This window comes from Flagellimonas alvinocaridis (genome assembly GCF_965248585.1).
GTDB classification, from domain to species: Bacteria; Bacteroidota; Bacteroidia; order Flavobacteriales; family Flavobacteriaceae; genus Flagellimonas; species Flagellimonas alvinocaridis.
The window spans coordinates 1,919,006-1,945,051 of sequence record NZ_OZ252111.1 but is presented as its reverse complement, the minus strand read 5'-3'; the positions used below and the strand labels follow the sequence as shown (position 1 = coordinate 1,945,051).

The following is a 26,046-nucleotide window of genomic DNA, read 5'->3' as shown; positions in this document are numbered from 1 at the left end:
CAGCTTAGGAATTTCCTCCCGCTTTAAACTCTCCTTCCTCTTCACCACCGCCATCACCATTGGGCCGGTTGCCCTGTCTTTTCTCCTTGGGCTGGTTAAATCTGTATATAAATGATAGGTTTACCTGTCTTTTTCTCCATTGAAACTCGCTATCCGAAGTAAAGAATGCCGTTTCTGTGAAGGACTGTCGCTTTCTGGAATTGAACACATCGCTTACGTTCAAAGATATTGTGGCGTTTTCCTTAAAAAGGTCCTTGCTCATGGCCAAGTTCATGGAGAACATACCCTTGGTTTCTGTTTGGGCATTTTGTCGTGGTCCCATATAGAAGGAATTGGCCTGTAGGTCTATTTTGGCGGGTAGAGTGAATTTAGAACTGAAACGGGCAAACCAACTGGTGTTTTCGGCACCATAGTCCACACTGTTGAACGTTCCTTCGGAGCTGAACCTAAAAAAGTTCAAACTGCTATTCAGTCGCACCCATTTTGCTGGATTATATATCATCCCAGCCTCGGCACCAACACGCTCATTGGTGGAAAGGTTGATCGGGATGGAACGGATAATCCGAATACCATCCGAGGTCACTTCACCAGTTTCTTCCCTTACCCACTCAAAAGAATCGGTTTCCCTTTGATAATAAATCGAGGAAGTAAATGTGAGTTTCCCCCATCTCTTTAAATAGCCCAAATCAAAAGCATTGGCAAAAGCAGGGTTTAAATCTGGATTTCCTTGAAAAACATTGGTTCTACTGGAACGTGAGGGAAATGGATTGATGAACCAACCCCTAGGCCTATTGATCCTACGGTTATACCCCAAGGAAATGTTCTCTGTTTCCGAAAGTTCATAAATCAGGTTTACGGTGGGGAACAATCCGAGATAGTTTTTATCAAAATTAAGATCAACATCTGCACCAACAATTTCTTCCAGAGCCTGACTGTCTATTTCAGAATCTACACTGCCCTTCATCTGTGTATTCTCCAATCGAAGCCCCATCAAGAAAGAGAACTTACCAAATTTGTTTCCGTATTGGGTATATAGTGCATTTACGTTTTCATGATAAGTAAATGTGTTGGTCAAATCCCGGTTGGTTTCAAATTCTCCAGTACCTTGGTTCAGGGTATCCAATTGGTAATCATTGACCTCTTTTTCAAAATTTCCACGATAACCAGCTTCAAACTGTGCATCACCAATCGGAAGCACATAATCTATTTGTGCCAAGATATCGTCTTGGGTCTCTGCTTCAAAGATATTTTCCAAGGCCAGCAAGTCGGTGTTTGGGATTACATTGTTTTCTTGGATTTCCGTAAATATGGATTCGTCATCATATGAATATTGGAAATCTGCAGTCAACTTATGCCCATCATCATTAATGTTGTTGGTATAATTTAGAGCTACTTGATAGCTGCTGTCATCTTCTGCTTGATCCTCACTCCGATAGGTGCTACTGGCCAAATCCTCACCTATAAAACGTTGGTTGTCGTTTTCGGTAAGATCGTTTTCATCGGCAATGCGATAGAAAAAACTACCGGTAACAGAAGATTTGTCGGTAAGGAAGTACTCCATACCTATATTCATGTTGAAACCGTCATCATTTCTGCTTATATCACGATCCTCGATGATTCGGTCAAACTCACCCTCAGAATAGGTATTGTCAAACAAACCTCCTCCGGGCGATTCCCGATGAAAATACCCCAAGGTGTTGAATATGTTGAACTTTTCGGTACGCAAATTGAAATTGGTGGTGACCTGTGCATTGAAAGGTATCCCTATTGAGGTATTGATCGAACCGTTGATACCCAAGGTCTTTTCCTTTTTGAGAACAATATTCAGGATACCAGCTGTACCTTCGGCATCATATCGGGCGGAAGGACTGGTAATGACCTCTACTTTTTCAATGGCATCTGCGGGTAATTGGCGGAGAGCATCGGTAGAACCAAATCCTGCCAATGCGGAGGGTTTTCCGTTGATCAATATCCGTACGTTTTCATTACCACGCAAGCTTATTGCCCCTTCTACATCCACAGAAACGGAGGGGATATTGTTGAGGGCATCACTCACGTTTCCACCACTGGTCGTGATATCTTTACCAATATTGTAAACTTTTTTGTCCAACCGGATTTCAACAGTAGTTTTTTCACCCACTACTTCAACTTCTTGGAGTTGTGCAACATCGGGTGCCAATACAATGGCCCCCAAATTAGTGGAACTGTTGTAGCTTTGGTTGGTGCGCGAAAAAGTTTTATAGGAGATATATTCCACCCGAATATTATATTGCCCTGGTGAGGTCTGTACCTCAAATTTTCCATCCAAATCGGTGATTCCTCCAGTTACCTTATCTGGACTGTTCGCATCTTGCAATACAAAAGTTGCGTACTCCAAAGGTTGGCCTGAGTCTTGATCAACTACTTTCCCAGAAATGGTAATGGAATTTTGGTTTGGCCTTGTTTGGGCACTAGTGGTAAAAATGGTCAATAATAACAACGGGACAATGATCCTGTGCATAGCTTGGTTTTAGATCATCAAATTTGGCAGGAAATTCAGAAGAACTAAAATTAATATCTGCCAACAGCAGAAATGGGCCCGTCAATGACCTTAAGGTTTTGTTAATCTTTTTTCTTTTTCTTCTTCTTTTTCTTTTTGGACTTGAAGCTGTTTTCCTGTAGTTCCATAAAAGCGTTGTACTTGTCTTCTGGAAGGCCGGACTTTAGTTCCTCGTTCTGTCTTTTTTCGATCTTCTCGTATTCTTCTTTGGCTTTTAGCGGCTCCAATCCCAAGATTTGTAGCTCAATCCTTTGCTGAACAGATTGCAGCAAAGTGGTTCTTACAACGGCTTCTTCAAAAGGGTTGAGACCTAAAGCTTCAGTAATGGAAGGCATTTGTCCGTCTACGATTTCCTCAGCGGTTGGAGGATCCTCCTTTTTTGGGGTATCATGTACTTGGGGAAGTGTACTTTGCCTTCTACCATATCGGTTTCCATAGGGCGACCCATATCCATATTGGGCAAAAGTCTCACTTGTAAAAAGTAATCCTATCAATAGGGTGAGAATACTTAGAGTATGCACTTTTTTCATGACAGTCGATTCAATTTTCAAAAATAGCAAATGTTATGCCTTTTCTATGCTAATGTTGATATAAATACCTCTGAGCATCAATTCTATAGCAAGGTATTGATTTTTTCAGCTGGTCTACCAACAACGGCTTTCTTTCCATTGATTATAATAGGTCGCTCAATAAGCTTTGGATGCTCCACCATGGCAGCAATGATTTCATCATCGGAAAGTTCTTTCCCTTTATAATTTTCCTTCCAAATGGCTTCACTTTTACGGACAAGCTCCAATGGGGACATCCCAAGAAATCCTAAAATTTCCCTTAGCTCATCTTCGGAAGGGATGTCTTCCAAATACTTTACTATTTCAAATTCTTTTCCTGTGTTCTCCAAAAGTTCCAATCCTTCTCTGGATTTTCTACATCTTGGATTGTGATATATTTTGATCATCTTTTTATTGGTTCTCGGTTCTTGGTTCTCGGATTTCTGATGTCTGATAATTATATAATGTATTTTAAAAACAGCTTCAAAAACTATTCCTCTTTTTGCCCCATCATCATCAGATAGGCTTTCAAGAAAGCACTAATGTCCCCATCCATAACGGCATCCACGTTTCCGGTTTCTTCCCCGGTGCGCACATCTTTGACCAATTTATAGGGATGCATCACATAATTACGGATTTGCGACCCCCATTCAATTTTCATTTTGGAGGATTCTATCTCGGCCCGGGCCTCTTGTTTCTTCCGAAGCTCTATTTCATACAACTGCGATTTCAACATTTTTAATGCCGTGGCCCTGTTATCGTGTTGCGAGCGTGAATCGGAACAGGAAATCTGTATCCCCGTGGGTTTGTGTACCAATTGGACCTTGGTCTCTACCTTGTTTACATTCTGTCCACCTGCGCCGCTTGAACGAGCGGTTGTGATTTCAATATCCGAAGGGTTGATCTCAATTTCAATGGTATCATCCACCAAAGGGTACACATAGACCGAAGCAAATGAGGTGTGGCGTTTGGCATTACTGTCAAAAGGGGAGATGCGCACCAAACGATGCACCCCATTTTCACCTTTGAGCCAACCAAAGGCATATTCGCCATCAATCTCCAAAGTCACGGTCTTTATCCCGGCAACATCACCCTCTTGGTAGTTGAGTTCCTTGACTTTGTAGCCGTTCTTTTCGGCCCACATGAGATACATCCGCATAAGCATGGAGGCCCAGTCACAACTCTCTGTACCACCCGCTCCTGCGGTTATCTGGAGCACAGCAGTAAGCTCATCGCCTTCATCGGAAAGCATGTTCTTGAACTCTAAATTTTCGATGGCCAATACTGCTTTACTGTATTGTTGCGCCACTTCATCCTCGGAAACCTCACCAGCTTGTTGAAACTCCATCAAAACCTCCAAATCACCAATCAAAGTCTTGGCAGAATCAAAATCTTCTACCCATTTCTTTTTGGATTTTAGGACTTGCATTTGTTTTTGGGCTTCTTGTGGATTGTCCCAAAAACTAGGAGCCAAGGTTTTTTCTTCCTCGTTCTCTATTTCTATAAGTTTGGCATCAATGTCAAAGATACCTCCTTAACGCACCAAGGCGCTCAATAAGATCTTTTTGCTGATCTGTAGTGGTCATATACTTAACTTTCGCACAAAAATAAACTTCTTTTGGAATATAATTGAATCAAACTTGATTGGTAAGCCGGCACCCATTTTTCAACCAACGAACCCATCTCACATCCAATATTTTAAAAAGACTTTTCATATGTTTTTTAAAAATGAAATACATACTTTTAGGTCCAATTCCATGCCATTATGAAGAAAAGCATTACCCTATTCGCAATATTGTACGCTTTCTGTGCAATGTTAAACGCGCAAACATTTGATAAGACAAAGGACTTTCAAAAATTCAATGGATACTTCAACTTCTATTATGACGATAAATCGGATAAAATATATTTGGAAGTCAATGATTTGGATAAGGAATTCCTTTATGTGTATGCCCTGAGCAGTGGAATAGGAAGCAACGATATTGGTCTGGATCGCGGACAACTCGGGAACGAACAGGTGGTCTTTTTTAAAAAAGCAGGTAATAAACTGTTATTGGTACAGCCCAATTTGGAATACAGGGCCATTACGCAAAACAATCTGGAACGGAAATCTGTGGAGCAGGCTTTTGCCAAATCCGTATTGCATGGATTTAAGATTGAAGAAGAGTCCAAAGGAAGCTATTTAATAGATTTCACTGAATTTTTGATGCGAGATGCCCATGGTGTAGCCAACAGGCTTAAGAATACAAAGCAGGGTTCCTATGGCTTGGACAAATCCAAAAGCGCATTGGATTTTGAACGCACCAAGGCTTTTCCAAAAAATGTGGAGTTTGATGCCATTCTCACCTTTGAAGGAACCCCTTCGGGGAGCTGGATTCAATCCGTGACCCCCAACCCAAGTTTGGTCACTGTAGCACAACACCACTCACTGATTGAATTGCCAGATGATAAGTATCAAAAGAGAGAGTTCGACCCACGTAGTGGTTCATACCCCTTTTCATATTATGATTATGCCACTCCGGTCCAAGAGTCCATTTTAAAACGATTTGTGACCCGCCACCGATTGGAAAAGAAAAACCCAAGTGCTCCGGTCAGTGAAGCTGTGGAACCTATCATATACTATCTGGACAATGGGACCCCAGAACCCGTTCGTTCTGCTCTTTTGGAAGGTGGAAGGTGGTGGAACCAAGCCTTTGAAGCCATTGGTTACAAAGACGCGTTTCAGTTAAAAGTATTGCCAGATGATGCTGATCCTTTGGATGTCCGCTATAATGTGATCCAATGGGTACACCGTTCAACAAGGGGTTGGAGCTATGGCAGCAGTGTCACTGACCCACGTACAGGAGAGATTATAAAGGGACATGTGAGCTTGGGAAGTCTGCGCATCCGTCAGGACTTTTTAATTGCGCAAGCCTTGATGAATCAACCGTTTGCAGAGCGGGACGACAATTACCAGCCCATGCTGAACATGGCTTTGGCCCGAATCCGACAGCTTTCTGCCCATGAAATAGGCCATACCCTTGGCTTTGCCCATAATTTTGCGGCAAGTACCAATGACAGGGCTTCGGTGATGGACTATCCCCATCCCCAGTTTGAACTGAAAGGAAGCACCATAGATTTCTCCAACGCCTATGACACGGGCATAGGGGAGTGGGACAAAGTGACCGTGGCCTATTCCTACTCCGATTTCCCAAAGGGCACTGATGAAAAAGCAGCCTTGAATGCCATCTTAAAAAAGGCCCAAGATGATGGTTTGCGCTATATATCCGATCAAGATGCAAGACCAACCGGAGGTGCCCATGCCTTGGCCCACTTGTGGGACAACGGTAAGAGTGCCAGCCAAGAATTGGAAAACGTATTGCAGATCAGAAAAACGGCCATCAACAATTTTTCCATGGATAACATCCGTTCTGGCGAGCCTAATTCAGTTTTGGAAGATGTGTTTGCCCCCTTGTATTTCTTCCACCGTTATCAAACGGAAGCAGTTTCCAAGCTTGTAGGTGGACTGGATTACAATTACGCCACCAAGGGTGACGGACAGCGGACAGTCCATATGGTGAACGAAGCGGTACAGGAGCAAGCATTGGAATCCATATTGGAAACCTTGGATGCCAAAGTAATTGCCATTCCACAGGATAAATTAGATCTCTTTCCGCCCAGAGCTATTGGATATTCGAGAACCCGGGAATCGTTCAATGGTAGAACAGGGGTGAGCTTTGATGCCCTTTCCGCTGCCGAAACTGCTGCTGACATGACCTTGGGACTTTTATTGCACCCGGAACGTGCCTCTAGATTGATTCAGCAAAAGAGTTTGGACAAAAACCAATTGGGACTTTCAGAAGTTTTGGAGGAAACGATAAAGAATACCATCGGAGCCTCTAACCGCGACACTTATTTGGATGAAGTACAGCAGACCATTAATTTTCGGGTGTTGTACCATATCATGAATTTGGCCGCCCATGATGCGGTGCATCCTCAGGTAAATGCCATTGCCCATGAATCCCTTAAAAATCTCAAGGCTTCCTTGCTCGGAGGTGAAAAAACAGCCATTGCTATAGAAATGGTTCGACGAATTGATGCCTTTTTGGACAAGCCCGAAAATTTTAAATTGATACCTACTCCGAAAATTCCAGATGGATCTCCCATTGGAATGGATTGTATGAACTAGACCTCGATTTTAATGGAAATCAATCTGATCAGTGATACGGTTACCCGGCCTACAGCGGGAATGTTGGCAACCATGTTGGCTGCCAAAGTAGGGGATGATGTTTTTAAAAACGACCCCACGGTAAATGCGTTGGAAGAAAAAGTGGCCAACTATTTTGGCAAAGAAGCTGCTTTATTCTTTCCCAGTGGCACCATGGCTAACCAAACGGCCATAAAACTCCATACCCAACCCGGTGAGCAATTGATCAGTGATAAATATGCCCATGTCTTTAATTATGAAGGAGGTGGAGTAAGCTTTAATAGTGGGGTAAGTTGTAGATTGGTGGATGGGCATCGAGGGATGATGACGGCCGAACAGGTGGAAGCCTCCATAAATCCTCCAGATTTCTACCACAGTCCCTTGACCTCTTTGGTTTGTATCGAGAATACCACCAACAAGGGTGGGGGAGCCTGTTGGGATTTTACCGAACTTCAAAAAATCAGAAAGGTTTGTGACGAACACCATCTCAAATACCATTTGGATGGTGCCCGATTGTGGAATGCCTTGGTGGCCAAGAAAGAGGACCCAAAAAGCTACGGAGCCCTTTTTGATACCATTAGCGTGTGCTTGAGCAAGGGAATGGGCTGTCCTGTAGGTTCTGTATTGGTAGGCGATTCCGAAACCATTGCAAAGGCGCTTCGCGTTCGTAAAGTTCTGGGTGGGGGAATGCGTCAAGCCGGTTTTCTGGCCGCAGCAGGAATCTATGCCATGGACCACCATATTGACCGATTGGCGGACGACCACAAAAAAGCAGCCGAAATCGGAAAAGTTCTCTCTAAGCTGGACTTTATCAAAAAAGTGGAGCCCATAGAGACCAACATCATCATCTTTGAGTTGGATGAATCCCAAATGTCATCCCCGGATTTCTTGAAAAAGCTGGAAGAAAACCAGATATCCATCATTGGAATGGGGCAGGGAAAGCTGCGTATTGTCACCCATTTGGACTATACGGATGCCATGCACGACCACTTCCTTACTATTTTGAAAAAAATAGGATAGCTTATTTCATAAAAGAATCCATTCCTGGGATGTTGGGCATGCCTTCTTTGGCCACGGCAGCCAATTCGGTTTCATTGATCTGGGTAGCTTTGGCAATAGCCTTATTTAGGGTGAACACCAAATAATCTTTCAGTTGCTCCTTGTCTTCCAACAAAGAATCGTCCACACTAATGGATTTTATTTCCCTATTTGCGGTAAGGGTTACTTTTAAAAGGCCATCGGCGGATGCTTCATCAATCAATACGGTGTTCAAACGCTCTTTGGTGGCTTCAACCTTTTTCTGGGTCTCCTTCAATTTTCCCATCATACCCATTAAATCTCCAAACATAGTCGCAATTTTTTAGTTGTAAATGACTTCAAAAGTAATACATTGTAGGAAATCAAAACTTATGGCACCCATCAAAACACACGTTATTATTCTGATTTTATGCCTTATTTTTGCAGGCTCTTGCCAAAATAACAAACAAGAATCCATGAGTATACAACCCCCGGTGGCCCAAAAGAAACCGACAAAACTGGAGAAACACGGTGATGTGCGGACCGATGATTATTACTGGATGAACAATAGGGAAGATCAGGACGTGATCGATTACCTGAATGCCGAAAATGAGTATTACCAACAGATGACGGCCCATACGAAGGAGTTCCAAGAGACGCTGTTTCAGGAAATCAAATCCCGAATCAAGGAAGACGACTCCTCTGTACCCTACAAGTTGAATGGCTACTGGTACATTACCCGTTACGAGGAAGGAAAGGAATACCCCATTTTCTCGCGTAAAAAAGAAAGTTTGGAGGCCGAGGAGGAACTCATGTTCGACGGTAACCAGATGGCCGAAGGCCACGAGTACTTTAACCTAAAAGGCGTTACCATAAGCCCCGACAATACCTTGGCTGCTTTTGCCACGGATACGGTTTCGAGAAGACAGTACAACATTCAGATAAAGAACCTCCAAACCGGTGAAATCTTTCCGGATATTATAGAGAATACCACAGGGAGCTCAGTTTGGGCCAATGATGGCAAAACCTTGTTTTATACCAAAAAGGACCCTGTAACATTGCGTTCGGACAAAATTTTCAAGCATGTATTGGGGACTTCCTCAGCAGAAGATGTTTTGGTGTTCCATGAAGAGGATGATACCTACAATACCTTTGTTTATAAGACCAAGTCCCGAAAATTTATTGTGATCGGTTCGGTGAGCACGCTTACCTCGGAATACCAAATTTTGAATGCCGATGACCCCAATGGGGATTTCAAGATATTTTCGCCCCGTAATTTGGGTGTGGAGTATTCCATTTCGCACTACGAAGGCAATTTTTATGTCCTTACCAATAAGGACAATGCCACCAATTTTAAACTGATGAAAGTCAGTGAAGGCCAGACTTCATCGGAACATTGGGAAGAGTTTATCCCACATCGTGAGGATGTATTGTTGGAAGATGCCGAAATTTTTAGGGATTATTATGTGCTTTCCGAGCGGGAGAATGGACTCAACCAGCTCAAAATCTCCCGTTGGGACGGTACGGACAGCTATTATTTGCCTTTTGACAGCGAAACCTATGTAGCTGGACCTTCGGTAAACTTGGATTTTGATACCAACGAACTCCGATATTACTACAATGAGATGGGGGCACCCTATGCTGTCATCGATTTCAACATGCAGACCAGGACCAAAAAGGTTTTGAAAGAACAAGAAGTCCTTGGCGGTAAGTTTGATAAGGCCAATTACACCACAGAACGCTTATGGGCTACAGCATCGGATGGAAAAAAAGTACCCATTTCCTTGGTGTATAGAAAAGATACTCCCCTGGATGGCACCAGTCCGTTGTTGCAATACGCTTACGGTTCTTATGGGAGTACCATTGACCCTTATTTTTCATCCGTACGGTTGAGTTTGTTGGATAGGGGTTTCATTTTTGCCATTGCCCATGTAAGGGGAGGGGAGTATTTGGGAAGACCTTGGTACGATGATGGTAAAATGCTTCACAAAAAGAACACTTTCACCGATTTTATAGCCTGTTCCCAATTTCTGATTGAGAAAAAATATACCAGTCCAGAACATTTGTATGCCAGTGGTGGCTCCGCAGGAGGTTTGTTGATGGGCGCTATCGTAAATATGGCCCCGGAACTTTACAACGGAGTCATTGCCTCAGTGCCTTTTGTGGATGTGGTCACTACCATGTTGGACGATACCATTCCTTTGACCACAGGAGAATATGACGAATGGGGAAATCCAAATGACAAAGAATACTACGATTACATAAAATCCTATTCACCTTACGACAATGTGGAGGCCAAAGATTATCCCAATCTTTATGTTACCACAGGACTGCACGACTCACAAGTACAGTATTGGGAACCAGCTAAATGGGTGGCCAAGCTAAGAGACTATAAAACAGATGATAACCTATTGTTTTTGGATACCAACATGGATGCCGGGCACGGTGGGGCATCCGGTAGGTTCGAGGCTTTACGTGAGACGGTGAAGGATTATGTGTTTATTTTAGATCTTGAAGGAAAAGCCTTTTAAAAATAAAAATGTTACTTTTGTGCCGGACTTTTGGTGAAATATCGCTAATTTGTCCCTTACCTAATACCAGTTATGAAGAAACAGATAAATGCGCACAGCAGTATCCTTGACCTAATTGGAAATACCCCCTTAGTTAAGCTTAACACCATTGCAGCTCCCCTAACCGGAAACTTTTATGCCAAGTTGGAGTCCTTTAATCCAGGACATTCCTCCAAGGACCGTATAGCCGTCCATATCATTGAGGAGGCTGAACGCAAGGGAATCCTTAAGCCAGGAAGTACTATTATTGAAACCACATCGGGCAACACAGGCTTTAGCTTGGCCATGGTCAGTATAGTAAAAGGGTATGATTGTATTTTGGCCGTGAGTTCAAAATCATCGCCCGATAAGATAGATATGTTGCGTTCCATGGGTGCCAAGGTATATGTATGCCCTGCCCACGTTAGCGCAGACGATCCACGTTCATATTACGAAGTGGCCAAACGTCTTCACCAAGAAACCGAGAACTCCATTTATATCAACCAGTATTTCAACGAACTCAATATCGAGGCCCATTATCAGACCACTGGGCCGGAGATTTGGGAGCAGACCAACGGGAACATCACCCATTTGGTGGCTTGTAGCGGTACAGGGGGAACCATTTCCGGGATTGCACGGTATTTGAAGGAACAGAACCCCAATGTGAGGATTTTGGGTGTGGATGCCTATGGTTCCGTACTTAAAAAATACCACGAAACCGGAGAGTTCGATCATAATGAGGTATATCCCTATCGTATTGAAGGTTTGGGAAAAAACCTTATTCCTACAGCCACGGATTTTAACAGTATAGACCGTTATGTAAAGGTTACCGATGGTGAAAGTGCCCATATGGCCCGAAAAATAGCCCATACCGAAGGGATGTTCGTAGGCTATACCAGTGGGGCCGCCATGCAGGCACTGTTCCAGTTGAACACCGAAGGTGAATTTACCGAGGACAGCAATGTGGTGGTTATCTTCCCAGACCACGGCTCACGTTATATGAGCAAGGTTTACAGTAATGAATGGATGGAAAACCAAGGCTTTTTTGATATCCAAAATGCCGAGGTACCAGAAAAAATAGAATACATTAAGTAGTAAGATGTACCGCATAACCTAAATAAAGACGGCAATGATTTCATTGTCGTTTTTTTGTATAAAAATTTCGTTGTGCGTACTTCGTAAAAATCTATACTTTTGCAGTTCAATCAATTTTAAGGTAGATGAAAGATTTATTTGATAGGATCATTGAAAACAAAGGACCTCTAGGGAAATGGGCATCGCAGGCAGAAGGGTATTTTGTATTCCCGAAGCTGGAAGGACCCATCTCAAATCGAATGAAATTCCAAGGAAAGGATGTGATAACGTGGAGTATCAATGACTACTTGGGGCTTGCCAATCTACCAGAGATCAAAAAAGTTGATGGGGACGCCGCCTACGAGCACGGTGCCGCCTATCCCATGGGCGCCCGTATGATGAGTGGCCATACCGATTACCATGAGCAATTGGAAAAGGAGCTTGCCGAATTCGTTCATAAGGAAGCCTCTTATTTGTTGAACTTCGGGTACCAAGGATTTATGTCAGTGATAGACGCCTTGGTGGCCAAAGACGATATTATTGTCTATGATGTGGATTGCCACGCCTGTATTATTGATGGGGTGCGCTTGCACATGGGCAAACGCTTCACATTTAAGCACAACGACCCAGAGAGTTTGGAGAAAAACCTGGAACGTGCCACCAAATTGGCCAACGAGACCGGTGGTGGTATCCTTGTAATTTCCGAAGGGGTGTTTGGAATGCGCGGAGAGCAGGGAATCCTTAAAGAAATTGTGGAGCTGAAGAAAAAATTCCAGTTCCGTTTGTTGGTGGACGATGCCCACGGCTTTGGAACCCTTGGTAAAACCGGGGCCGGAGCAGGAGAGGAGCAAGGTGTACAGGACGAGATCGACGTATACTTGGCCACTTTTGCCAAATCCATGGCAGGTATCGGGGCTTTTGTGGCTGCCGACAAAGAAATCATAGAATACCTTAAATACAACCTAAGATCGCAAATGTTCGCCAAATCGCTGCCCATGGTCTACGTGAAAGGGGCATTGAAGCGATTGGACATGCTTCGTTCCAGACCAGAGCTCAAGGCCAAACTGTGGGAAAATGTAAATGCCCTACAAAACGGACTTCGCGAGCGTGGTTTTGATTTGGGAACCACCAGTAGCTGTGTTACCCCGGTCTATTTGAACGGAAGTATCCCAGAGGCCATGGCCTTGGTAAAGGATTTGCGTGAAAACCACGGTATTTTCTGTTCCATTGTGGTATATCCGGTTATCCCAAAAGGATTGATATTGTTGCGATTGATCCCAACGGCCACCCATACCCTACAGGATATTGCAGAGACCTTGGATGCCTTTTCATCCATTAGGGAACGATTGGAAAACGGTACCTACAAAAGACTTTCTGCTGCCGTAGCGGCTGCGATGGGGGAGTAAGCTTTATTTAATATTAAATAAAGTTTTGAGGGTTTTATTATTGTTTCGGTTTATTCTTTCCGAAAACGTTTCGCCCATCCCGTAAATATCGGCCAAACAGCTATTGATTACTGAATTTCGTTGTAGCAAATGTTGAATTATTCGATTTTGTTCGTCATTGAGTTTGTTCAGTGACATAAGCCCCATTGCTCCAAGAGTTTGCAGTTCGGGGGAAAATGAAATCAAATTCCCATTCAATTTGTGCTTTTTCCTTTGTTTGACCCACCCCATTGATTCTTTGGTTTTTGGAGAGGTGTCTCTTCCGGTATAACCACACCCAAAACCTACTAGGTACTCTTCTATAAGTTGTTCTTGGAAATCAATAACACCTAGCTTTGATTTATAAAATTTATTGTGCCGATGAACATAATCCTCAACAACAATTGGGTCACTTTTAAATTCGCTAATATGGGAATGCCGTTTTTTTACACTATTAAAATAAGATAGCCACCCATGAATGATTGAATCATTTTTGACCAAAATATTTAATCTTAATTCATTTCCACTGACGGGCAACAAAATATATCTATGGTGTTCATATCCGAAATCCAGCTTTCTTTTCAGTAAATCAGTAATGACTAAAGTTTCAAAGGAACCAAACTTTTTACCTCGCAAAGATTTTAATTCTTGTACATAATCAAACGATTGAAGGTGTAGTTTGATTTTTTCAAAATCATCTTGCCCAAACAAATTTTGGAGAATGAATAGGCTTATTAGAAGAATGATTTTGTGCATTAATTCAAATTCAAAACTGTATGCGAACTAAATTTTCAATCATTTTTTAAGGAGAGATCCTTATACATTTCTTTAAACATTTCTCCCGGGTCTACATCCAACGCCAGTGCAATCAGATAAAGTTCCCAAGCCCGAAGTTGGGTAGAAGGGTTAAGGGTCAATTCACTTATTCTTGATTTACTGATGCCAGTTTTTCTGGAGATTTCTGCCTTGCTAGCTGACTTTTTGGATAAAAATAATCCTAATTCTGTCATGATAATTTTTGATTTTCGATACTCTAATTTAACAGAATGATATTCTAGTTTAGAAAATCTGAACTAAAATTTTGATTTATTCCCGAAAGTAATTACCTTGGTTTTGATTTTCGAACTATAATATAGAATTTCTAAACTTTTTTACAAATGAAAAAATACACCAAATCTGACCTTGAGGCCATTATTGGCACCCAACAAGAAAACCTGACCGTGATTCAGGACTTTTTGGGCATTATTAAACACCAGAACGAACTGTTGCACCAAGCCAACCAAAGGTTGCGGGACCAGATTGCAAAGATGGAGTAGGGGGCATTCCAATACGGGAGGTGTTGCTGGAATCCTTCAAAAAAAAAGTGAACCCCATGGTCCACTTTATGCTCAAAATTTTTGAAATGACTTTAGGGAATGGCGTTGATTTGCTCATAGATTCTTTGTTTCGACTTTTCAAAGATTTCCCCTCCAAATTCCTCATTATCCAATGAAATGATGGTGGTATCGGTAACACCCATCATCCCAAAGATAAATTTCAGATACGTGGTCTGAAAGTTCATGTGCCCGTTCTTCTCGTTTTCCCCATATCCGGTATCGCCCCGGGTGGATAGGATGAACAATTTTTTGTTCTCCAATAGTCCCACATAATCCCCATCCGGCTTTCCCGAACGGAATTTCCAAGTCTCGTTGATTCGCATGATCTGGTCTATATACGCCTTGAGACCACTGGGAATGGACCAATTGTACATGGGAGTTCCCAAGACATAAACATCATGTTCTTGAAGTTCCTTGACGAGGATGTTGCTCAAAGCAACCCCAGTTTGGTTCTGTTCCTCCCTGTTTTCAGGCCTTACAAACGCACTGGCAATCCAATTTTCATCAATGGGCGGGATTTCGTCCAGTCCCACTTCCCTGTGGGTAAAGGAATCATCGGGATTCTTTTTTCGCCAATTGTCCAAGAACAGTTGTGTAAGTTGTCTACTCTGCGATCTTTCGTTTCGCACGCTGGCGTTGATGATAAGTACTTTTTTCATTTGCTCTCCATTTTGAAAGCAAAGTTGTGCCAAAAGAAAACCCTAAAAATTGACCTAGTTCAATTTCGGTTTGTTTTTTCGTATTCGGCTTATAAATTCAGGAGTAACCCCTAGATAGGAGGCAATGAGGTATTGGGGCACCCTTTTGGCGAGTTGGGGGTAGTTTTCCAAAAAGTCGGCGTAGCGATGGGCAGCATCATAGGTATTGTTGATGACGATTCTCCGTTGTAAACTGGCCGTGTACCCTTCCAGAATGATACGAAAATACCGTTCCAACCTTGGGATTTCCGCCAACATTTTCTGAAATGCCAAATGTTGGATTTGGAGCAGTTCTGTCCTTTCCAACGCCTGAATGGTGTACATGGAGGGTTCTTGTTTTTGAAAGCTCAGGATATCCGTGGCCCACCAATCATCAATGGCAAAATAGAGAATCTCTTCTGTTCCTTTATCAGGATTGATGTAGAAAGCTTTCAATGAACCGGAAATTACATAATTGTCCGTTTTGCACACTTCTCCATTTTGAAGCAAATAATCTCCCTTCTCCAAAGTCTTGGTGGTCCAAAAAGTATTGAAAAGCCGAATCTCTTCGGGAGAAAGCTTTACATGCTTGGATATGTTTAGTAGCAGGGATTCGTGCATCGGACCAAATGAGAGTTTAAAATTCACCAAAACTTGGCAGAAAAACAATTCTAAGTCCTTCTCATTAATCCGCAGCGGCCTGCTGAAAATTGGAATTGGCCGGAGGCAGTATAAATTCCTCATCTTGCCCATGCGTCTTTTTGGAGAGATGCAGGGTATGGGTGAGGTGCACCCAAAGGGCATTGGTGTAGATATAGTGCCCGGCCGTGGTGGTACTGGCAAACTGGTTGTTCCAGCCAACGGATACGGACATCCATCGGTTAAACTGTACCGTGGGCATCACGATGAACCTGTTTTTGTCGAATACGTTGTGCACAATGTGGTCCCCAGCATTGAACATGACCTCGTCACTGATGTTGATCCTAAACTTGCAATCGGGTCTGGTCTTGGAAAGGGAAAAGAGATCAAACCCGGTCATTAGGGCATAACGGAGGCGGAGGGCAAAGGTATTGTCGGATTGTACTTTCCCTTCCACCACGGGATTGTAGAAACGCTGCTCGAACCGGAACCTATGGTTCAGCCGGAACTTTTCGCCATTCCCACGAACAAAAAGCTCCTCGTAGGGGCGATACTCTACTTGGTATTTGTCACCATCGGTATAGAATTCAACATAGGTGAAGCCTGTACTTAAACGTATTTTATCACTTAGAGCGAAACCCCCGCTCAATCTGCCAAAGAAAATGGAGAACTTCTCAAAACCATCCTTCCAACGTAAACCGGAATTCCCAAATAGCATCCATTTTTCGTTCAGATGGGTGATGTTGTTGTACTGGAACCATTGCTCGCCCCTATGCGTGACCTCTCTTCTCTGCCCAAAAACACTATGACCCAAAAGGGCAAGCAACAATAGGGTTAAAAAAAGGGTCTGGCGAGTTGGGTTCATAAATCTTTTCGATAGGTTCTTCGGCGTTTGTGCACCACGGGATCAAAGTGCTTCCACATTTGTCGTATAGCCACGTTCTCTTCCAATTCTGGGGTTCGAATGCAGTTGACAACGCCCTTTTCACTGAAGGTTTTGTAATACTCGTTAAAAATAATGGCCGTCACTCCCTTGTTCTGATAATCGGGACGGATGCCGATCAGGTAAAAAATAACATCCTTGCTTTTCTTTTTGGCTTTCAACAAGTGATAGATGCCAAAGGGGAACAATTTCCCATTGGCTTTTTGCAACGCTTGGGAAAACGAGGGCATTACTATCGCAAAGGCCACAAGTTCATCATTGGAATCCACCACAAACTTGATATACTCGGGGTTGATAAAGCTGATGTACTTCTTTTTAAAATATTCCTTCTGGATGTCCGTAATCTTCACAAAAGAGGAGAGCTTGGAATAGGTGTCATTGAACAGGTCGAACATTTTATCTACCCAAGGCATAATGTCCGCACTCTTGGTAAAGTTCATTTCCCGGAGTCCATACCGTTTCTTCACCAATAAATTGGCCTTGTGGAACAAAGCAGGGTCCGCTTTGGCCGCCAAAAACTTGTTTTCGAGATATTCCTTTTCCTTGACAAATCCATGTTTTTCGTAATGGGATTGATAGTAGGGGTGGTTATACCATGTGATCATGGTCCCGATATGGTCAAAGCCTTCAATAAGTACGCCTACCTTGTCCAGATTGGAAAAACCCACAGGACCTTCCATATATTCGAGCTGGTTCTTTTTGCCAATTTCGGCCACCTTATCCAGTAAGGCTTTGGATACTTCAAGGTCGTCCACAAAATCGAACCACCCAAAGCGCATTTTTTTGAGCTGCTGTTCGTTCACTTCCAACCAATTGATGATGGCGGCTACCCTGCCCACGATCTTCCCATCCTTGTATGCCAAGAAAAAGGAAGCTTTGGCATTTTTAAAGACCGGATTCTTGGTTTCATCAAAGGATTCCATTTCATCCTTGATGATGGGTGGAACCCAATAGTCGGAGTTTTTATATAGGGAAAAGGGAAACTTTACAAAGTCCTTTAAATCTGCTTTGGATTGAACCTGTTTAACCGTGATCATACATCAACTTTTACAAGTTCAATAATAGGAATATTACCTACAGCATGAAAGCGTTGGGGGAAAAACTTAGAAATCTATATCGTCTTTATTTTTCTTATCCCGCTTTTTTGACTTTTTCTTATTGGAATTCTTTCTGATCTTTCCATTTTGACCACCACTTTGCTCATCAATGGGGATAAGTTTGTCTTTGTGGAAATCCAATCGGTAGGAGAAACCTGCAACGGCAAATATGCGTGATGGGGCACTTTTAAAATTAGATCCCAAATGAAAATCGGCCTGGAAGTTTTCATTGAACAGGTAGGCCAACCCGGTTCGCGCCAAAATATCGGAATAACGGTCGCTGTTTATGCCTTGTCCTTCCAAGAAAACACTCCATTTGGGGTTTCTAAAGGCATGGGTCACGGAAAGGGCATAGCGCCATTCAGGGAAATCGGTGCCGATACGGTCGTATGCTATATTGGAAATCAGCACAAACCTTGGGGATAGTCTACTCTGTGTGGCAATGGCCCCACGGTATGCAACTACGGGGTCACCCACATAAAAGGGATTGTCCCCAACGGTAAATGTAGCCCCGCCATACAGGGAAACGGCAGGAATCAGGTTTTTCCACTGGAATACATTGTTGGCCCGCCAGCTATATAGGTTGGGTTTGTTTTTTTCTGGGTTTTTAAAGGGGTCATAGACCAAATATTTTAGCCCCACACGGTTTCTGGAAAAATCGGTCCGCCTACCATCCGTTCCCAAAGGGGAGGAATAGTCAATATTCTGCGAAATAAAGGAACCTTCGTATACAATCTCCAGTTCCTCAAAAAGCAGTCCGTACCTTAGTGCTAGATCGGTCCCAAAAATATTGGAGTCAAAGTTTTGGTCTGAATCGTTTCGCTGCTCATACAACAGACCCATTTCAACCTGTGCCACATTTTTGCCAACGGCATAGGCGCTAACTGCTCGGCCCGGTCTGTTGGAATTGATGACATCGGTGTATTGCGCGCTTAAAATTAATGGGGCAATAAGGAAAAGAAGTAGTGTTTTTCTAAGGAAGGAAAACTCCATATAACTGATTTTAATACTATTTTATGAAACGTTTGGTCTTATTAAGATACTAACAGTGTAATTTTGATTCAATAGTTTTGTCATATGGTTGTACTAAAAACGATTTTATTCCTCATATTAGTATACTATGCGTTCAAATTGCTCGCAAAATGGTTGGCGCCAAGGTTGTTCAACTATGCAGTAAAGAAGACCCATGAGCGTTTTGGGCAGGAGTTTGGTAGTTACCAACATTATGGAAATGAGCCAAATGATGAGGGTAAGACCACTATTTTCAAGGGAGCTTCCAAAGGTTCCAAACCATCAAAAAAAGTTGGAGAATACATAGATTTTGAAGAAATTGACTAATATTTGTCTTTTCAAAATCTATCCATGAAACTTTCTCCCAAGGCCATTATCGTACATCTTTGTGTTTTTGGCTTCTTTGTACTTACTTCTCTAGTATATTTTTATCCTGTTTTACAGGGCAAGGCCATCTTCCAATCCGATATTGCCCAGTACAAGGGTATGGCCAAGGAGCGTGATGACTACAAAGAACTTACTGGGGAGGAATCTTATTGGACCAATAGTGCCTTTGGAGGCATGCCAACCTATCAATTGGGAGCAAATTACCCAAATGATTATGTGAAGAAATTAGACCGATTGATTCGGTTTTTGCCCAGACCGGCTGATTACCTTTTTCTGTACTTTATTGGGTTTTATATTTTATTATTATGTCTTAAGGTGGATTTTAGGCTGGCGGCCTTGGGTGCGCTGGCATTTGGATTTTCCACTTATCTCATCATCATTCTTGGAGTGGGGCACAATGCCAAGGCCCATGCCTTAGGCTATATTCCCATGGTGTTGGGAGGCATCATATTGGTATTTCGAAAGAAATATCTCTGGGGCTTTATTTTGACAGCATTGGCCATGGCGTTGGAAATCAGCGCCAACCACTACCAGATGACCTATTACTTTATGTTGTTGGTATTGGTATTGGGACTAATCCAGCATATTTATGCCATCAAGGACAAGACACTAAAGCATTTTTTCCTTTCCGTAGGGATTTTGATATTGGCCGTGGGCCTTTCCATAGCAGCCAATGCCACGGGGCTTATGGCCACTAAAGAGTACGCGGATTGGAGTACCCGCGGCAAATCTGAATTGACCGTAAACCCAGATGGAACACCCATGCAGGCTTCCAATGGATTGGACAAGGAATACATTACACAGTACAGCTATGGAATTGCTGAGTCATTGGATTTGTTTGTTCCAAGAATGTTTGGAGGTTCCGGCAATGAAGACCTAGGAACGGATTCCAAGGTGTTTGAATATTTGGTGGGTCAAGGACTGCCACCTTCCAAGGCTTTGGAGCTGTCCAGTGGACTGCCCTTGTATTGGGGTGATCAACCTATAGTGGCAGGACCTGCCTATGTGGGGGCCATTGTAATTTTCCTATTTATTTTAGGGCTTTTTCTCGTAAATGGAAAGAGAAAGTGGTGGCTATTAGCTGGTTCCATTATTGCCCTTGCACTCTCTTGGGGAAAAAATTTCCCTAACTTTTCTAATTATGCAATTATAGGGCATGTGCTTTTTGTGCTCTTTACTATAGTTATCTTTTTCGTTAAAGAAAAGAAATGGAAACCATGGTTGCTTTTTGGTGCAATATTTTTCTTTATCGTGTCTTTAAGCAGATATTTTGGTACGCTAACTGACTTTATGATCGATTACTTCCCTCTATACAACAAATTTAGGGCAGTCTCATCCATTCAGGTGGTACTGGAGCTCTGTTTACCCGTTTTGGGCATACTGGGTTTGTGGGAGCTTTTCAAAAAATCCGAGGACGACAAGGAAAAACTAAAGGCCTTGAAGTTGAGTTTCTTTATCACTTTAGGATTAGGCGTGTTCATTTTTCTTCTAAAAGGATTCTTTGATTTTGAAGGATTGCGTGATGAGATGTACCGCGGATATTTTGGTGATGACGTCATGACCATGATCCAAAGAGATAGGGAAGCAGTGTATACCAGCGACACGATACGGTCTTTAATTTATGTGACCCTTGCCGCTGTGGTACTCTGGCTTTTCATAAAAGAAAAGATAAGCAAGAACATTTTGGTATTCGCTTTGGGTGGATTGATATTGTTTGATTTGGTAGGTGTGGCCCTTCGTTATGTCAATGAGGGTGATTTTGTACGTCAACGTCAGGTGAGTACTCCTTTTCAGGCCAGTCAATTAGATCAAATGATCCAACAGGATGATTCCATCTACCGGGTGTTTGATCCGCAGGAAGGCTTGAATGGTGCCCGAACCTCCTATTTCCACAAGTCCATTGGAGGATATCATGCCGCAAAACCTAGATCTATACAGAATTTATTTGAGTACCATCTGTACCAAAACAATCTACAGGTTTTGAATATGCTCAACGTAAAGTACATCATCCAGCAAGATGAGGATGGGAACAGTTTTCCTGCAGTGAATGATGATGCTAATGGCAATGCTTGGTTTGTTGGGCGACTTATACCCGTTTCATCAGCAAATGAGGAAATAGAAGCGCTTAAGGATTTTGATTCAAAATTGGAAGCGGTGGTCAATACAAGAACTTATCCGCAGTTGACCAAATCCCGATTCGATTTGGATTCCTTGGCTTCCATTAGTTTGGTTGATTATCGCCCCAATTATCTAAAATATCAGACCAGCAATAGCAATGAAGGTTTTGTCGTCTTTTCCGAAATATATTACCCTTCAGGGTGGAATGCTTTTATTGATGGCAAGGCCGAACCCCATTACAAGGTGGATTATACATTGAGAGGGATGAAAGTGCCGGCGGGAACCCACGAAATCGAATTCAAATTTGAACCCAAAGTAGTGGAAACAGGAAGTCAAATTAGCCTAGCCGCTTGTATTTTGCTGGGGCTGATTATCGTTGGTGGCGTTAGCTACACATTTGTGCCCAAGAAAACCAAGGAATCCTAATGCAAAAAGTTTTGCTCATAGCATACTATTGGCCTCCTGCTGGGGGGCCAGGCGTTCAACGATGGCTAAAATTTGTGAAATACCTTCCCGAGTTTGGTATTGAACCCATAATCTATGTTCCTGAAAACCCCAGTTATCCAATTACGGACAAGAAGCTTGTGGATGAAGTCCCTAAGGACATCAAAGTCTTAAAAAAGCCCATTCAGGAGCCTTATGGGTGGGCAGGATTTTTATCCAAAAAAAAGACCAAGACCATCAGTTCCGGAATCATTCAAGAAAAAGACCCAACTTTTTTGGAAAAGCTGCTGTTGTGGGTTCGAGGTAATTTTTTTATTCCGGATGCTCGTAAACTTTGGGTAAAACCATCTATTTCCTATTTGGCAAAAATTATTTCGGATGAAGGTATAAAAACAGTGATTACCACTGGCCCCCCGCATAGTTTACATCTGATAGGGCTGGGATTAAAACAAAAATATGCCATTCAATGGATTGCAGATTTTAGAGATCCATGGACCTCGATTGGTTATCATAAAAAACTTAGGTTATCGCCATCATCCGCAAGAAAGCATAAGGAGTTGGAGAAAAGGGTGCTTAGCGTAGCGGATAAAATCATTGTCACGAGCAACACTACAAAGCAGGAGTTTGAAACTATCACCGATAAACCCATTAAATTGATAACCAATGGTTTTGATGAAACCTTAGAGCCAGCAGCACAGGATTCGAAATTTACAATTTCACATATCGGCTCTTTGCTTACCGGACGCAATCCTGTGGTTTTATGGGAAGTGTTACATGATTTGATCCTCACCAACGAAGCGTTTAATAAAGCTTTAAAAATTCAATTGGCCGGAGTAGTGGGAGAAGAAGTATTAAAATCGATTCATGATTTTGGATTGGATGCACATGTACAACAAATGGGATATATTTCCCATGACAAAGTTTTGGAGGTTCAGCAAAAATCCCAGGTTTTGTTGTTGTTGGAAATTGATTCGGAGGAGACCAAAGGCATCATTCCTGGAAAACTTTTTGAATATTTAAATGCTAAACGCCCTATTTTGGCCATAGGACCGGAAGAATGGGAGGCAGGGCTAATGGTAACCAATACCAGTGCGGGAAAGGTTTTTACCCATTCAGAATCGGTCGACTTAAAAAATGTACTTTTGGATTGGTTTGGCCAATACCAAAAAGGAACATTGCAGTGTAAATCTGACCACGTAGCTCAATTTCACCGAAGGGCCTTGACCGAAGCACTAGCAAAATTCATTTAATGGGAATAGTTTTAAAACAATCCATTCAAAATGTTGTAGTAACCTACTTGGGTTTTCTATTCGGTGCTGTTAATACCTTGTTCCTATATACCAAGATTTTACCTGATGAATACTACGGATTGGTAACCTTTATATTGGCTTCGGGGGCAATATTAATGCCTTTGATGGCTTTTGGGGTCCATAATACCATGGTGAAGTTTTACAGTCATTACAAGGATTCCGAAAAAGATGCCTTTCTGACCTTAATGTTGTTTGTGCCATTGCTGGGTATCGTACCTGTGACCTTGGCAAGCATTTTTTGGCACAAACCTTTGGCCAACCTGGTGTCACAAGTAAACCCAATGGTAGGAAATTATCTTTGGTATGTATTTGTCGTAGGATTGTCCATGGGATACTTCGAAATTTTTTATGCATGGTGTAAGGTGCATTTAAAATCGGTGTTTGGAAATTTTATGAAGGAGGTGTTTGGTCGTATCGGAGCTTCCATTCTCTTAATCCTTTTATATTTTGAGATGATATCGTTGGACCTATTTTTCAATGGTTTGGTGGGAGTTTATGTTTTAAGAACCGTAATCATCAAAATTTATGCTTACAGCCTAAGATTTCCGCGGCTCGATTTTAAGTTTCCGTCAAATACCAAAGAATTACTTTCCTATTCCTTTTTGATTATTTTGGGAGGATCGGCATCATTGATTTTATTGGAAATAGATAAGGTGATGCTAAATCAGTTCATCAGTATAGAGAATGTGGCCTACTATGGGGTTGCGGTTTATATTGCTACAGTAATTATCGTTCCCTCTAGGGCGATGCAGCAAATAACCTATCCGCTGACTGCAGCTTTATTGAACTCCAATGATTCCCCTGGACTTAAAAAGCTCTATCAAAAAACTTCGCTGACACTTTTTATTGCATCTGGAATTTTGTTTGTCCTTATTATCTTAAACCTAAACGACCTTTATTTGTTGCTTCCAGAAACGTATCGCACGGGTTTGACCATTATTTTCTTAATTGGTTTGGCAAAAGTCTTTGATTCGCTTTTGGGGAACAACACTTCTATTCTGTACAATTCAAAGTACTACAGAACGGTTTTGGTATTTGGCGTGTGTTTGGCTGCCTTGACGATACTTTTAAATTATCTGCTCATCCCCAAATGGGGTATGGTAGGAGCTGCAATTGCCAGTTTTGCCTCCATTTTTGTTTTCAATGTGATAAAATTGGTGTTTGTAAAACAAAAATTTGGTTTTTTACCCTTCACAGGGGCTACTTTCAAGGTTTTTGTCACTCTTGTTTTTCTAATGGTGTTGTTCAACATGTTACAGTTTTCGTTTCATCCTATTATCAACATCCTTTTAAAATCTACATTAATTGTTGTTATGTATGTTGGTATCCTATATCGGTTTGATATTTCTGAGGACGTTTCCGGGGTACTTTCCAAATGGTTGAAAAAAAGACAGGAGTAATTTAAATTACTCAAAAGAAAAACCCCGTAGCGGATAAATCCAACTACGGGGTTAACAACTAACCAACCTAAAAACTATCTTTATTGCTTTCTGGAACTTCTGGAAGTCCTTGAAGCGCTACTTTTTCTATAATTTGTGTTGCCCGTACTTTTTCTTACCGTATTGCTTTTGGTACTGCGGGAAACCGTTTTTCTTGATGCACTGCTTCGGCTTACATCAGCTCTATTGGAACTGCTTCGAGCTTGAGGCTTTTTATATGTGCTCGTAGTAGTTCTAGTGACCGTTTTACGATTTGGGGTAGAAGTGACCTGTCGTTGCGTCACGGTTTTCCGGTTAGGAGTCCGAGTCACTTGTTTTTGGGTCACAGTTCTATCACTATTACTTCTAGATACACCACTGGCTTTTCTATAAGTTCCTTGATTCACGGTCCTTTTTGGAGCCACCTGCCTTTTAGCAGTACTTTGGGAGCGTGATGCAGGACTTGTCTTTCTATAATTGTTCTGGGCCACATCGTAATTGCTTCTTCCTGCATAACCGCGTCTAATACTACCATTGTCTCTTGCTATGACTCTTTTATCATTTCTATAAACCCTATCCCTTCTGTGCAAGTCATAGTCCCTATACGATTTTCCAATTTTTGCATAGGACCTTCTGTAATTGTTTCTATAAGGCGCATAGTAAGAATATCTAATGGGGCTGTAGTACCTTCTATATGGTCTGGAATACACGGTGCAGAACCCAATTCCAGGTCTAGCAAAGTATCTATGGAAAGGACGGTATACATAATGTCTGTTGTAAATGTTGATGAAACCAGTATAATGGCTAAATACACCACCATTATAGTAAACATGTAGACCGCCTACACGACGAACCCTACCGTTATTGTACCAAATGTCTACACTACCTATTTGGGAAACCCTGCCATAGTAGTCATAAAAGACAGGAATATTCTCCACCTGGATTACGGCTCCATAATCATCATATTGAACAAAGGGATCATAATTATATCCTGAGTTAAAGGTAATGCCCACATTTCCTATTCGGGCACCAACACCTACATTAACCCTATTGTCCATGTAAAAATCGAACTCTCCATCTGGGTAAACAGAAAAAGTTACCCCATCTTCTACAAAGATGAATGAGTTTCCATATCGATATGTTGTTGTGGCAACAACGTTATCTTCCATTTTGGCGGCTTGGGTACCTAGTGTACCGAAAGCGATGGCTGCTATAAAGAGTACTAACTTTTTCATACTGCACGGTTTTATGTTCTAGATGTACCTATTTACATCCACCTATACAGTATC

General features: G+C 42.2%; 23 protein-coding genes. 10 read left to right on the top strand and 13 right to left on the bottom strand.

The annotated features are described in order from the left end of the window. Positions 1-4: 4 nt before the first annotated feature. From ACP14V_RS08945 to prfB, 4 genes are all read right to left on the bottom strand, one after another. Positions 5-2,500, bottom strand: a complete 2,496-nt coding sequence (locus tag ACP14V_RS08945) for a TonB-dependent receptor domain-containing protein (RefSeq protein WP_272610242.1) — start codon at positions 2,498-2,500, stop codon at positions 5-7. A 101-nt stretch (positions 2,501-2,601) separates the two neighbouring features. After that, positions 2,602-3,069 (bottom strand): hypothetical protein, encoded by a 468-nt coding sequence (locus ACP14V_RS08940; protein ID WP_272610241.1) that lies wholly within the window; start codon positions 3,067-3,069, stop codon positions 2,602-2,604. 83 nt (positions 3,070-3,152) lie between these two features. Further along, entirely contained in the window at positions 3,153-3,494 is a 342-nt protein-coding gene (gene arsC / locus ACP14V_RS08935; protein WP_272610240.1) for an arsenate reductase (glutaredoxin), read from the bottom strand. A gap of 83 nt (positions 3,495-3,577) precedes the next feature. Then, positions 3,578-4,673, bottom strand: a protein-coding gene (gene prfB / locus ACP14V_RS08930) for a peptide chain release factor 2 (RefSeq protein ID WP_136567342.1) whose coding sequence is annotated in 2 segments (ribosomal slippage) — positions 3,578-4,609 and positions 4,611-4,673 — 1,095 coding nt in all. Because the reading frame shifts where the segments join, the coding sequence is not laid out codon by codon here. Positions 4,674-4,852: 179 nt separating this feature from the next. On the opposite strand from prfB, the gene ACP14V_RS08925 reads away from it, so the two are divergent. Both ACP14V_RS08925 and ACP14V_RS08920 read left to right on the top strand, forming a co-directional pair. Continuing rightward, positions 4,853-7,255: a zinc-dependent metalloprotease gene (locus ACP14V_RS08925; RefSeq protein WP_272610239.1), complete on the top strand. Its 2,403-nt coding sequence runs from the start codon at positions 4,853-4,855 to the stop codon at positions 7,253-7,255. Between the two features lie 12 nt (positions 7,256-7,267). Beyond that, positions 7,268-8,293: a threonine aldolase family protein gene (locus ACP14V_RS08920; protein WP_272610238.1), complete on the top strand. Its 1,026-nt coding sequence runs from the start codon at positions 7,268-7,270 to the stop codon at positions 8,291-8,293. Position 8,294: 1 nt separating this feature from the next. Here the strand turns inward: ACP14V_RS08920 and ACP14V_RS08915 are convergent, their stop codons facing one another. Beyond that, the gene (locus ACP14V_RS08915) at positions 8,295-8,621 is read right to left on the bottom strand and encodes a YbaB/EbfC family nucleoid-associated protein (RefSeq protein WP_272610237.1); all 327 of its coding nucleotides are present in this window, start codon (positions 8,619-8,621) and stop codon (positions 8,295-8,297) included. 61 nt (positions 8,622-8,682) lie between these two features. Between ACP14V_RS08915 and ACP14V_RS08910 the strand changes: the two genes are divergently transcribed. From ACP14V_RS08910 to ACP14V_RS08900, 3 genes are all read left to right on the top strand, one after another. Further along, entirely contained in the window at positions 8,683-10,821 is a 2,139-nt protein-coding gene (locus ACP14V_RS08910) for a S9 family peptidase (protein ID WP_272610236.1), read from the top strand. Between the two features lie 72 nt (positions 10,822-10,893). Further along, complete coding sequence (locus ACP14V_RS08905; RefSeq protein WP_136567347.1) at positions 10,894-11,934, top strand: PLP-dependent cysteine synthase family protein; 1,041 nt, start codon at positions 10,894-10,896, stop codon at positions 11,932-11,934. Between the two features lie 125 nt (positions 11,935-12,059). Then, positions 12,060-13,319, top strand: coding sequence for an aminotransferase class I/II-fold pyridoxal phosphate-dependent enzyme (locus ACP14V_RS08900; protein WP_129654369.1), 1,260 nt, complete (start codon positions 12,060-12,062; stop codon positions 13,317-13,319). Positions 13,320-13,322: 3 nt separating this feature from the next. Here the strand turns inward: ACP14V_RS08900 and ACP14V_RS08895 are convergent, their stop codons facing one another. After that, positions 13,323-14,093: a hypothetical protein gene (locus tag ACP14V_RS08895; RefSeq protein ID WP_136567348.1), complete on the bottom strand. Its 771-nt coding sequence runs from the start codon at positions 14,091-14,093 to the stop codon at positions 13,323-13,325. Between the two features lie 35 nt (positions 14,094-14,128). Beyond that, on the bottom strand, positions 14,129-14,347 hold the full coding sequence (locus ACP14V_RS08890) for a helix-turn-helix domain-containing protein (RefSeq protein WP_129654367.1): 219 nt from the start codon (positions 14,345-14,347) through the stop codon (positions 14,129-14,131). A 147-nt stretch (positions 14,348-14,494) separates the two neighbouring features. Between ACP14V_RS08890 and ACP14V_RS08885 the strand changes: the two genes are divergently transcribed. Continuing rightward, entirely contained in the window at positions 14,495-14,653 is a 159-nt protein-coding gene (locus tag ACP14V_RS08885; RefSeq protein WP_165357392.1) for a hypothetical protein, read from the top strand. Positions 14,654-14,745: 92 nt separating this feature from the next. Here ACP14V_RS08885 and ACP14V_RS08880 read toward each other — a convergent pair whose 3' ends face one another. From ACP14V_RS08880 to ACP14V_RS08860, 5 genes are all read right to left on the bottom strand, one after another. Next, positions 14,746-15,372: an FMN-dependent NADH-azoreductase gene (locus tag ACP14V_RS08880; protein ID WP_272610235.1), complete on the bottom strand. Its 627-nt coding sequence runs from the start codon at positions 15,370-15,372 to the stop codon at positions 14,746-14,748. 54 nt (positions 15,373-15,426) lie between these two features. Next, positions 15,427-16,011: a Crp/Fnr family transcriptional regulator gene (locus ACP14V_RS08875; RefSeq protein ID WP_272610234.1), complete on the bottom strand. Its 585-nt coding sequence runs from the start codon at positions 16,009-16,011 to the stop codon at positions 15,427-15,429. Between the two features lie 64 nt (positions 16,012-16,075). After that, positions 16,076-16,894 carry a DUF2490 domain-containing protein gene (locus ACP14V_RS08870; protein ID WP_272610233.1) on the bottom strand — a complete coding sequence of 273 codons (819 nt, stop codon included), beginning with the start codon at positions 16,892-16,894 and terminating at the stop codon, positions 16,076-16,078. Next, positions 16,891-18,009, bottom strand: coding sequence for a GTP cyclohydrolase (locus ACP14V_RS08865; protein WP_272610232.1), 1,119 nt, complete (start codon positions 18,007-18,009; stop codon positions 16,891-16,893). Before ACP14V_RS08865 ends, ACP14V_RS08870 begins: the two co-directional genes overlap by 4 nt. Positions 18,010-18,075: 66 nt before the next feature. Further along, positions 18,076-19,062 carry a transporter gene (locus tag ACP14V_RS08860; RefSeq protein ID WP_272610231.1) on the bottom strand — a complete coding sequence of 329 codons (987 nt, stop codon included), beginning with the start codon at positions 19,060-19,062 and terminating at the stop codon, positions 18,076-18,078. Between the two features lie 84 nt (positions 19,063-19,146). Between ACP14V_RS08860 and ACP14V_RS08855 the strand changes: the two genes are divergently transcribed. Genes ACP14V_RS08855 through ACP14V_RS08840 form a run of 4 tightly spaced genes read left to right on the top strand, consistent with a single transcriptional unit; the run spans position 19,147 to position 24,739 of the window. Then, a complete protein-coding gene (locus tag ACP14V_RS08855; RefSeq protein WP_136567355.1) occupies positions 19,147-19,407 on the top strand; it encodes a DUF4834 family protein in 261 nt (86 codons plus the stop codon). Between the two features lie 24 nt (positions 19,408-19,431). Further along, complete coding sequence (locus tag ACP14V_RS08850) at positions 19,432-22,011, top strand: YfhO family protein (RefSeq protein ID WP_272610230.1); 2,580 nt, start codon at positions 19,432-19,434, stop codon at positions 22,009-22,011. Further along, complete coding sequence (locus ACP14V_RS08845) at positions 22,011-23,279, top strand: glycosyltransferase (RefSeq protein WP_272610229.1); 1,269 nt, start codon at positions 22,011-22,013, stop codon at positions 23,277-23,279. Before ACP14V_RS08850 ends, ACP14V_RS08845 begins: the two co-directional genes overlap by 1 nt. Further along, on the top strand, positions 23,279-24,739 hold the full coding sequence (locus ACP14V_RS08840; protein ID WP_272610228.1) for a lipopolysaccharide biosynthesis protein: 1,461 nt from the start codon (positions 23,279-23,281) through the stop codon (positions 24,737-24,739). The genes ACP14V_RS08845 and ACP14V_RS08840 overlap by 1 nt, the downstream gene beginning before the upstream one ends. Positions 24,740-24,819: 80 nt before the next feature. Here the strand turns inward: ACP14V_RS08840 and ACP14V_RS08835 are convergent, their stop codons facing one another. Further along, positions 24,820-25,992: a hypothetical protein gene (locus tag ACP14V_RS08835; protein WP_272610227.1), complete on the bottom strand. Its 1,173-nt coding sequence runs from the start codon at positions 25,990-25,992 to the stop codon at positions 24,820-24,822. Positions 25,993-26,046: the final 54 nt, after the last annotated feature.

Coding starts and splice junctions, on each gene's coding strand:
- ACP14V_RS08945 (WP_272610242.1), bottom strand. CDS start 2,500: ATGCACAGGATCATTGTCCCGTTGTTATTATTGACCATTTTTACCACT.
- ACP14V_RS08940 (WP_272610241.1), bottom strand. CDS start 3,069: ATGAAAAAAGTGCATACTCTAAGTATTCTCACCCTATTGATAGGATTA.
- arsC (WP_272610240.1), bottom strand. CDS start 3,494: ATGATCAAAATATATCACAATCCAAGATGTAGAAAATCCAGAGAAGGA.
- ACP14V_RS08925 (WP_272610239.1), top strand. CDS start 4,853: ATGAAGAAAAGCATTACCCTATTCGCAATATTGTACGCTTTCTGTGCA.
- ACP14V_RS08920 (WP_272610238.1), top strand. CDS start 7,268: ATGGAAATCAATCTGATCAGTGATACGGTTACCCGGCCTACAGCGGGA.
- ACP14V_RS08915 (WP_272610237.1), bottom strand. CDS start 8,621: ATGTTTGGAGATTTAATGGGTATGATGGGAAAATTGAAGGAGACCCAG.
- ACP14V_RS08910 (WP_272610236.1), top strand. CDS start 8,683: ATGGCACCCATCAAAACACACGTTATTATTCTGATTTTATGCCTTATT.
- ACP14V_RS08905 (WP_136567347.1), top strand. CDS start 10,894: ATGAAGAAACAGATAAATGCGCACAGCAGTATCCTTGACCTAATTGGA.
- ACP14V_RS08900 (WP_129654369.1), top strand. CDS start 12,060: ATGAAAGATTTATTTGATAGGATCATTGAAAACAAAGGACCTCTAGGG.
- ACP14V_RS08895 (WP_136567348.1), bottom strand. CDS start 14,093: ATGCACAAAATCATTCTTCTAATAAGCCTATTCATTCTCCAAAATTTG.
- ACP14V_RS08890 (WP_129654367.1), bottom strand. CDS start 14,347: ATGACAGAATTAGGATTATTTTTATCCAAAAAGTCAGCTAGCAAGGCA.
- ACP14V_RS08885 (WP_165357392.1), top strand. CDS start 14,495: ATGAAAAAATACACCAAATCTGACCTTGAGGCCATTATTGGCACCCAA.
- ACP14V_RS08880 (WP_272610235.1), bottom strand. CDS start 15,372: ATGAAAAAAGTACTTATCATCAACGCCAGCGTGCGAAACGAAAGATCG.
- ACP14V_RS08875 (WP_272610234.1), bottom strand. CDS start 16,011: ATGCACGAATCCCTGCTACTAAACATATCCAAGCATGTAAAGCTTTCT.
- ACP14V_RS08870 (WP_272610233.1), bottom strand. CDS start 16,894: ATGAACCCAACTCGCCAGACCCTTTTTTTAACCCTATTGTTGCTTGCC.
- ACP14V_RS08865 (WP_272610232.1), bottom strand. CDS start 18,009: ATGATCACGGTTAAACAGGTTCAATCCAAAGCAGATTTAAAGGACTTT.
- ACP14V_RS08860 (WP_272610231.1), bottom strand. CDS start 19,062: ATGGAGTTTTCCTTCCTTAGAAAAACACTACTTCTTTTCCTTATTGCC.
- ACP14V_RS08855 (WP_136567355.1), top strand. CDS start 19,147: ATGGTTGTACTAAAAACGATTTTATTCCTCATATTAGTATACTATGCG.
- ACP14V_RS08850 (WP_272610230.1), top strand. CDS start 19,432: ATGAAACTTTCTCCCAAGGCCATTATCGTACATCTTTGTGTTTTTGGC.
- ACP14V_RS08845 (WP_272610229.1), top strand. CDS start 22,011: ATGCAAAAAGTTTTGCTCATAGCATACTATTGGCCTCCTGCTGGGGGG.
- ACP14V_RS08840 (WP_272610228.1), top strand. CDS start 23,279: ATGGGAATAGTTTTAAAACAATCCATTCAAAATGTTGTAGTAACCTAC.
- ACP14V_RS08835 (WP_272610227.1), bottom strand. CDS start 25,992: ATGAAAAAGTTAGTACTCTTTATAGCAGCCATCGCTTTCGGTACACTA.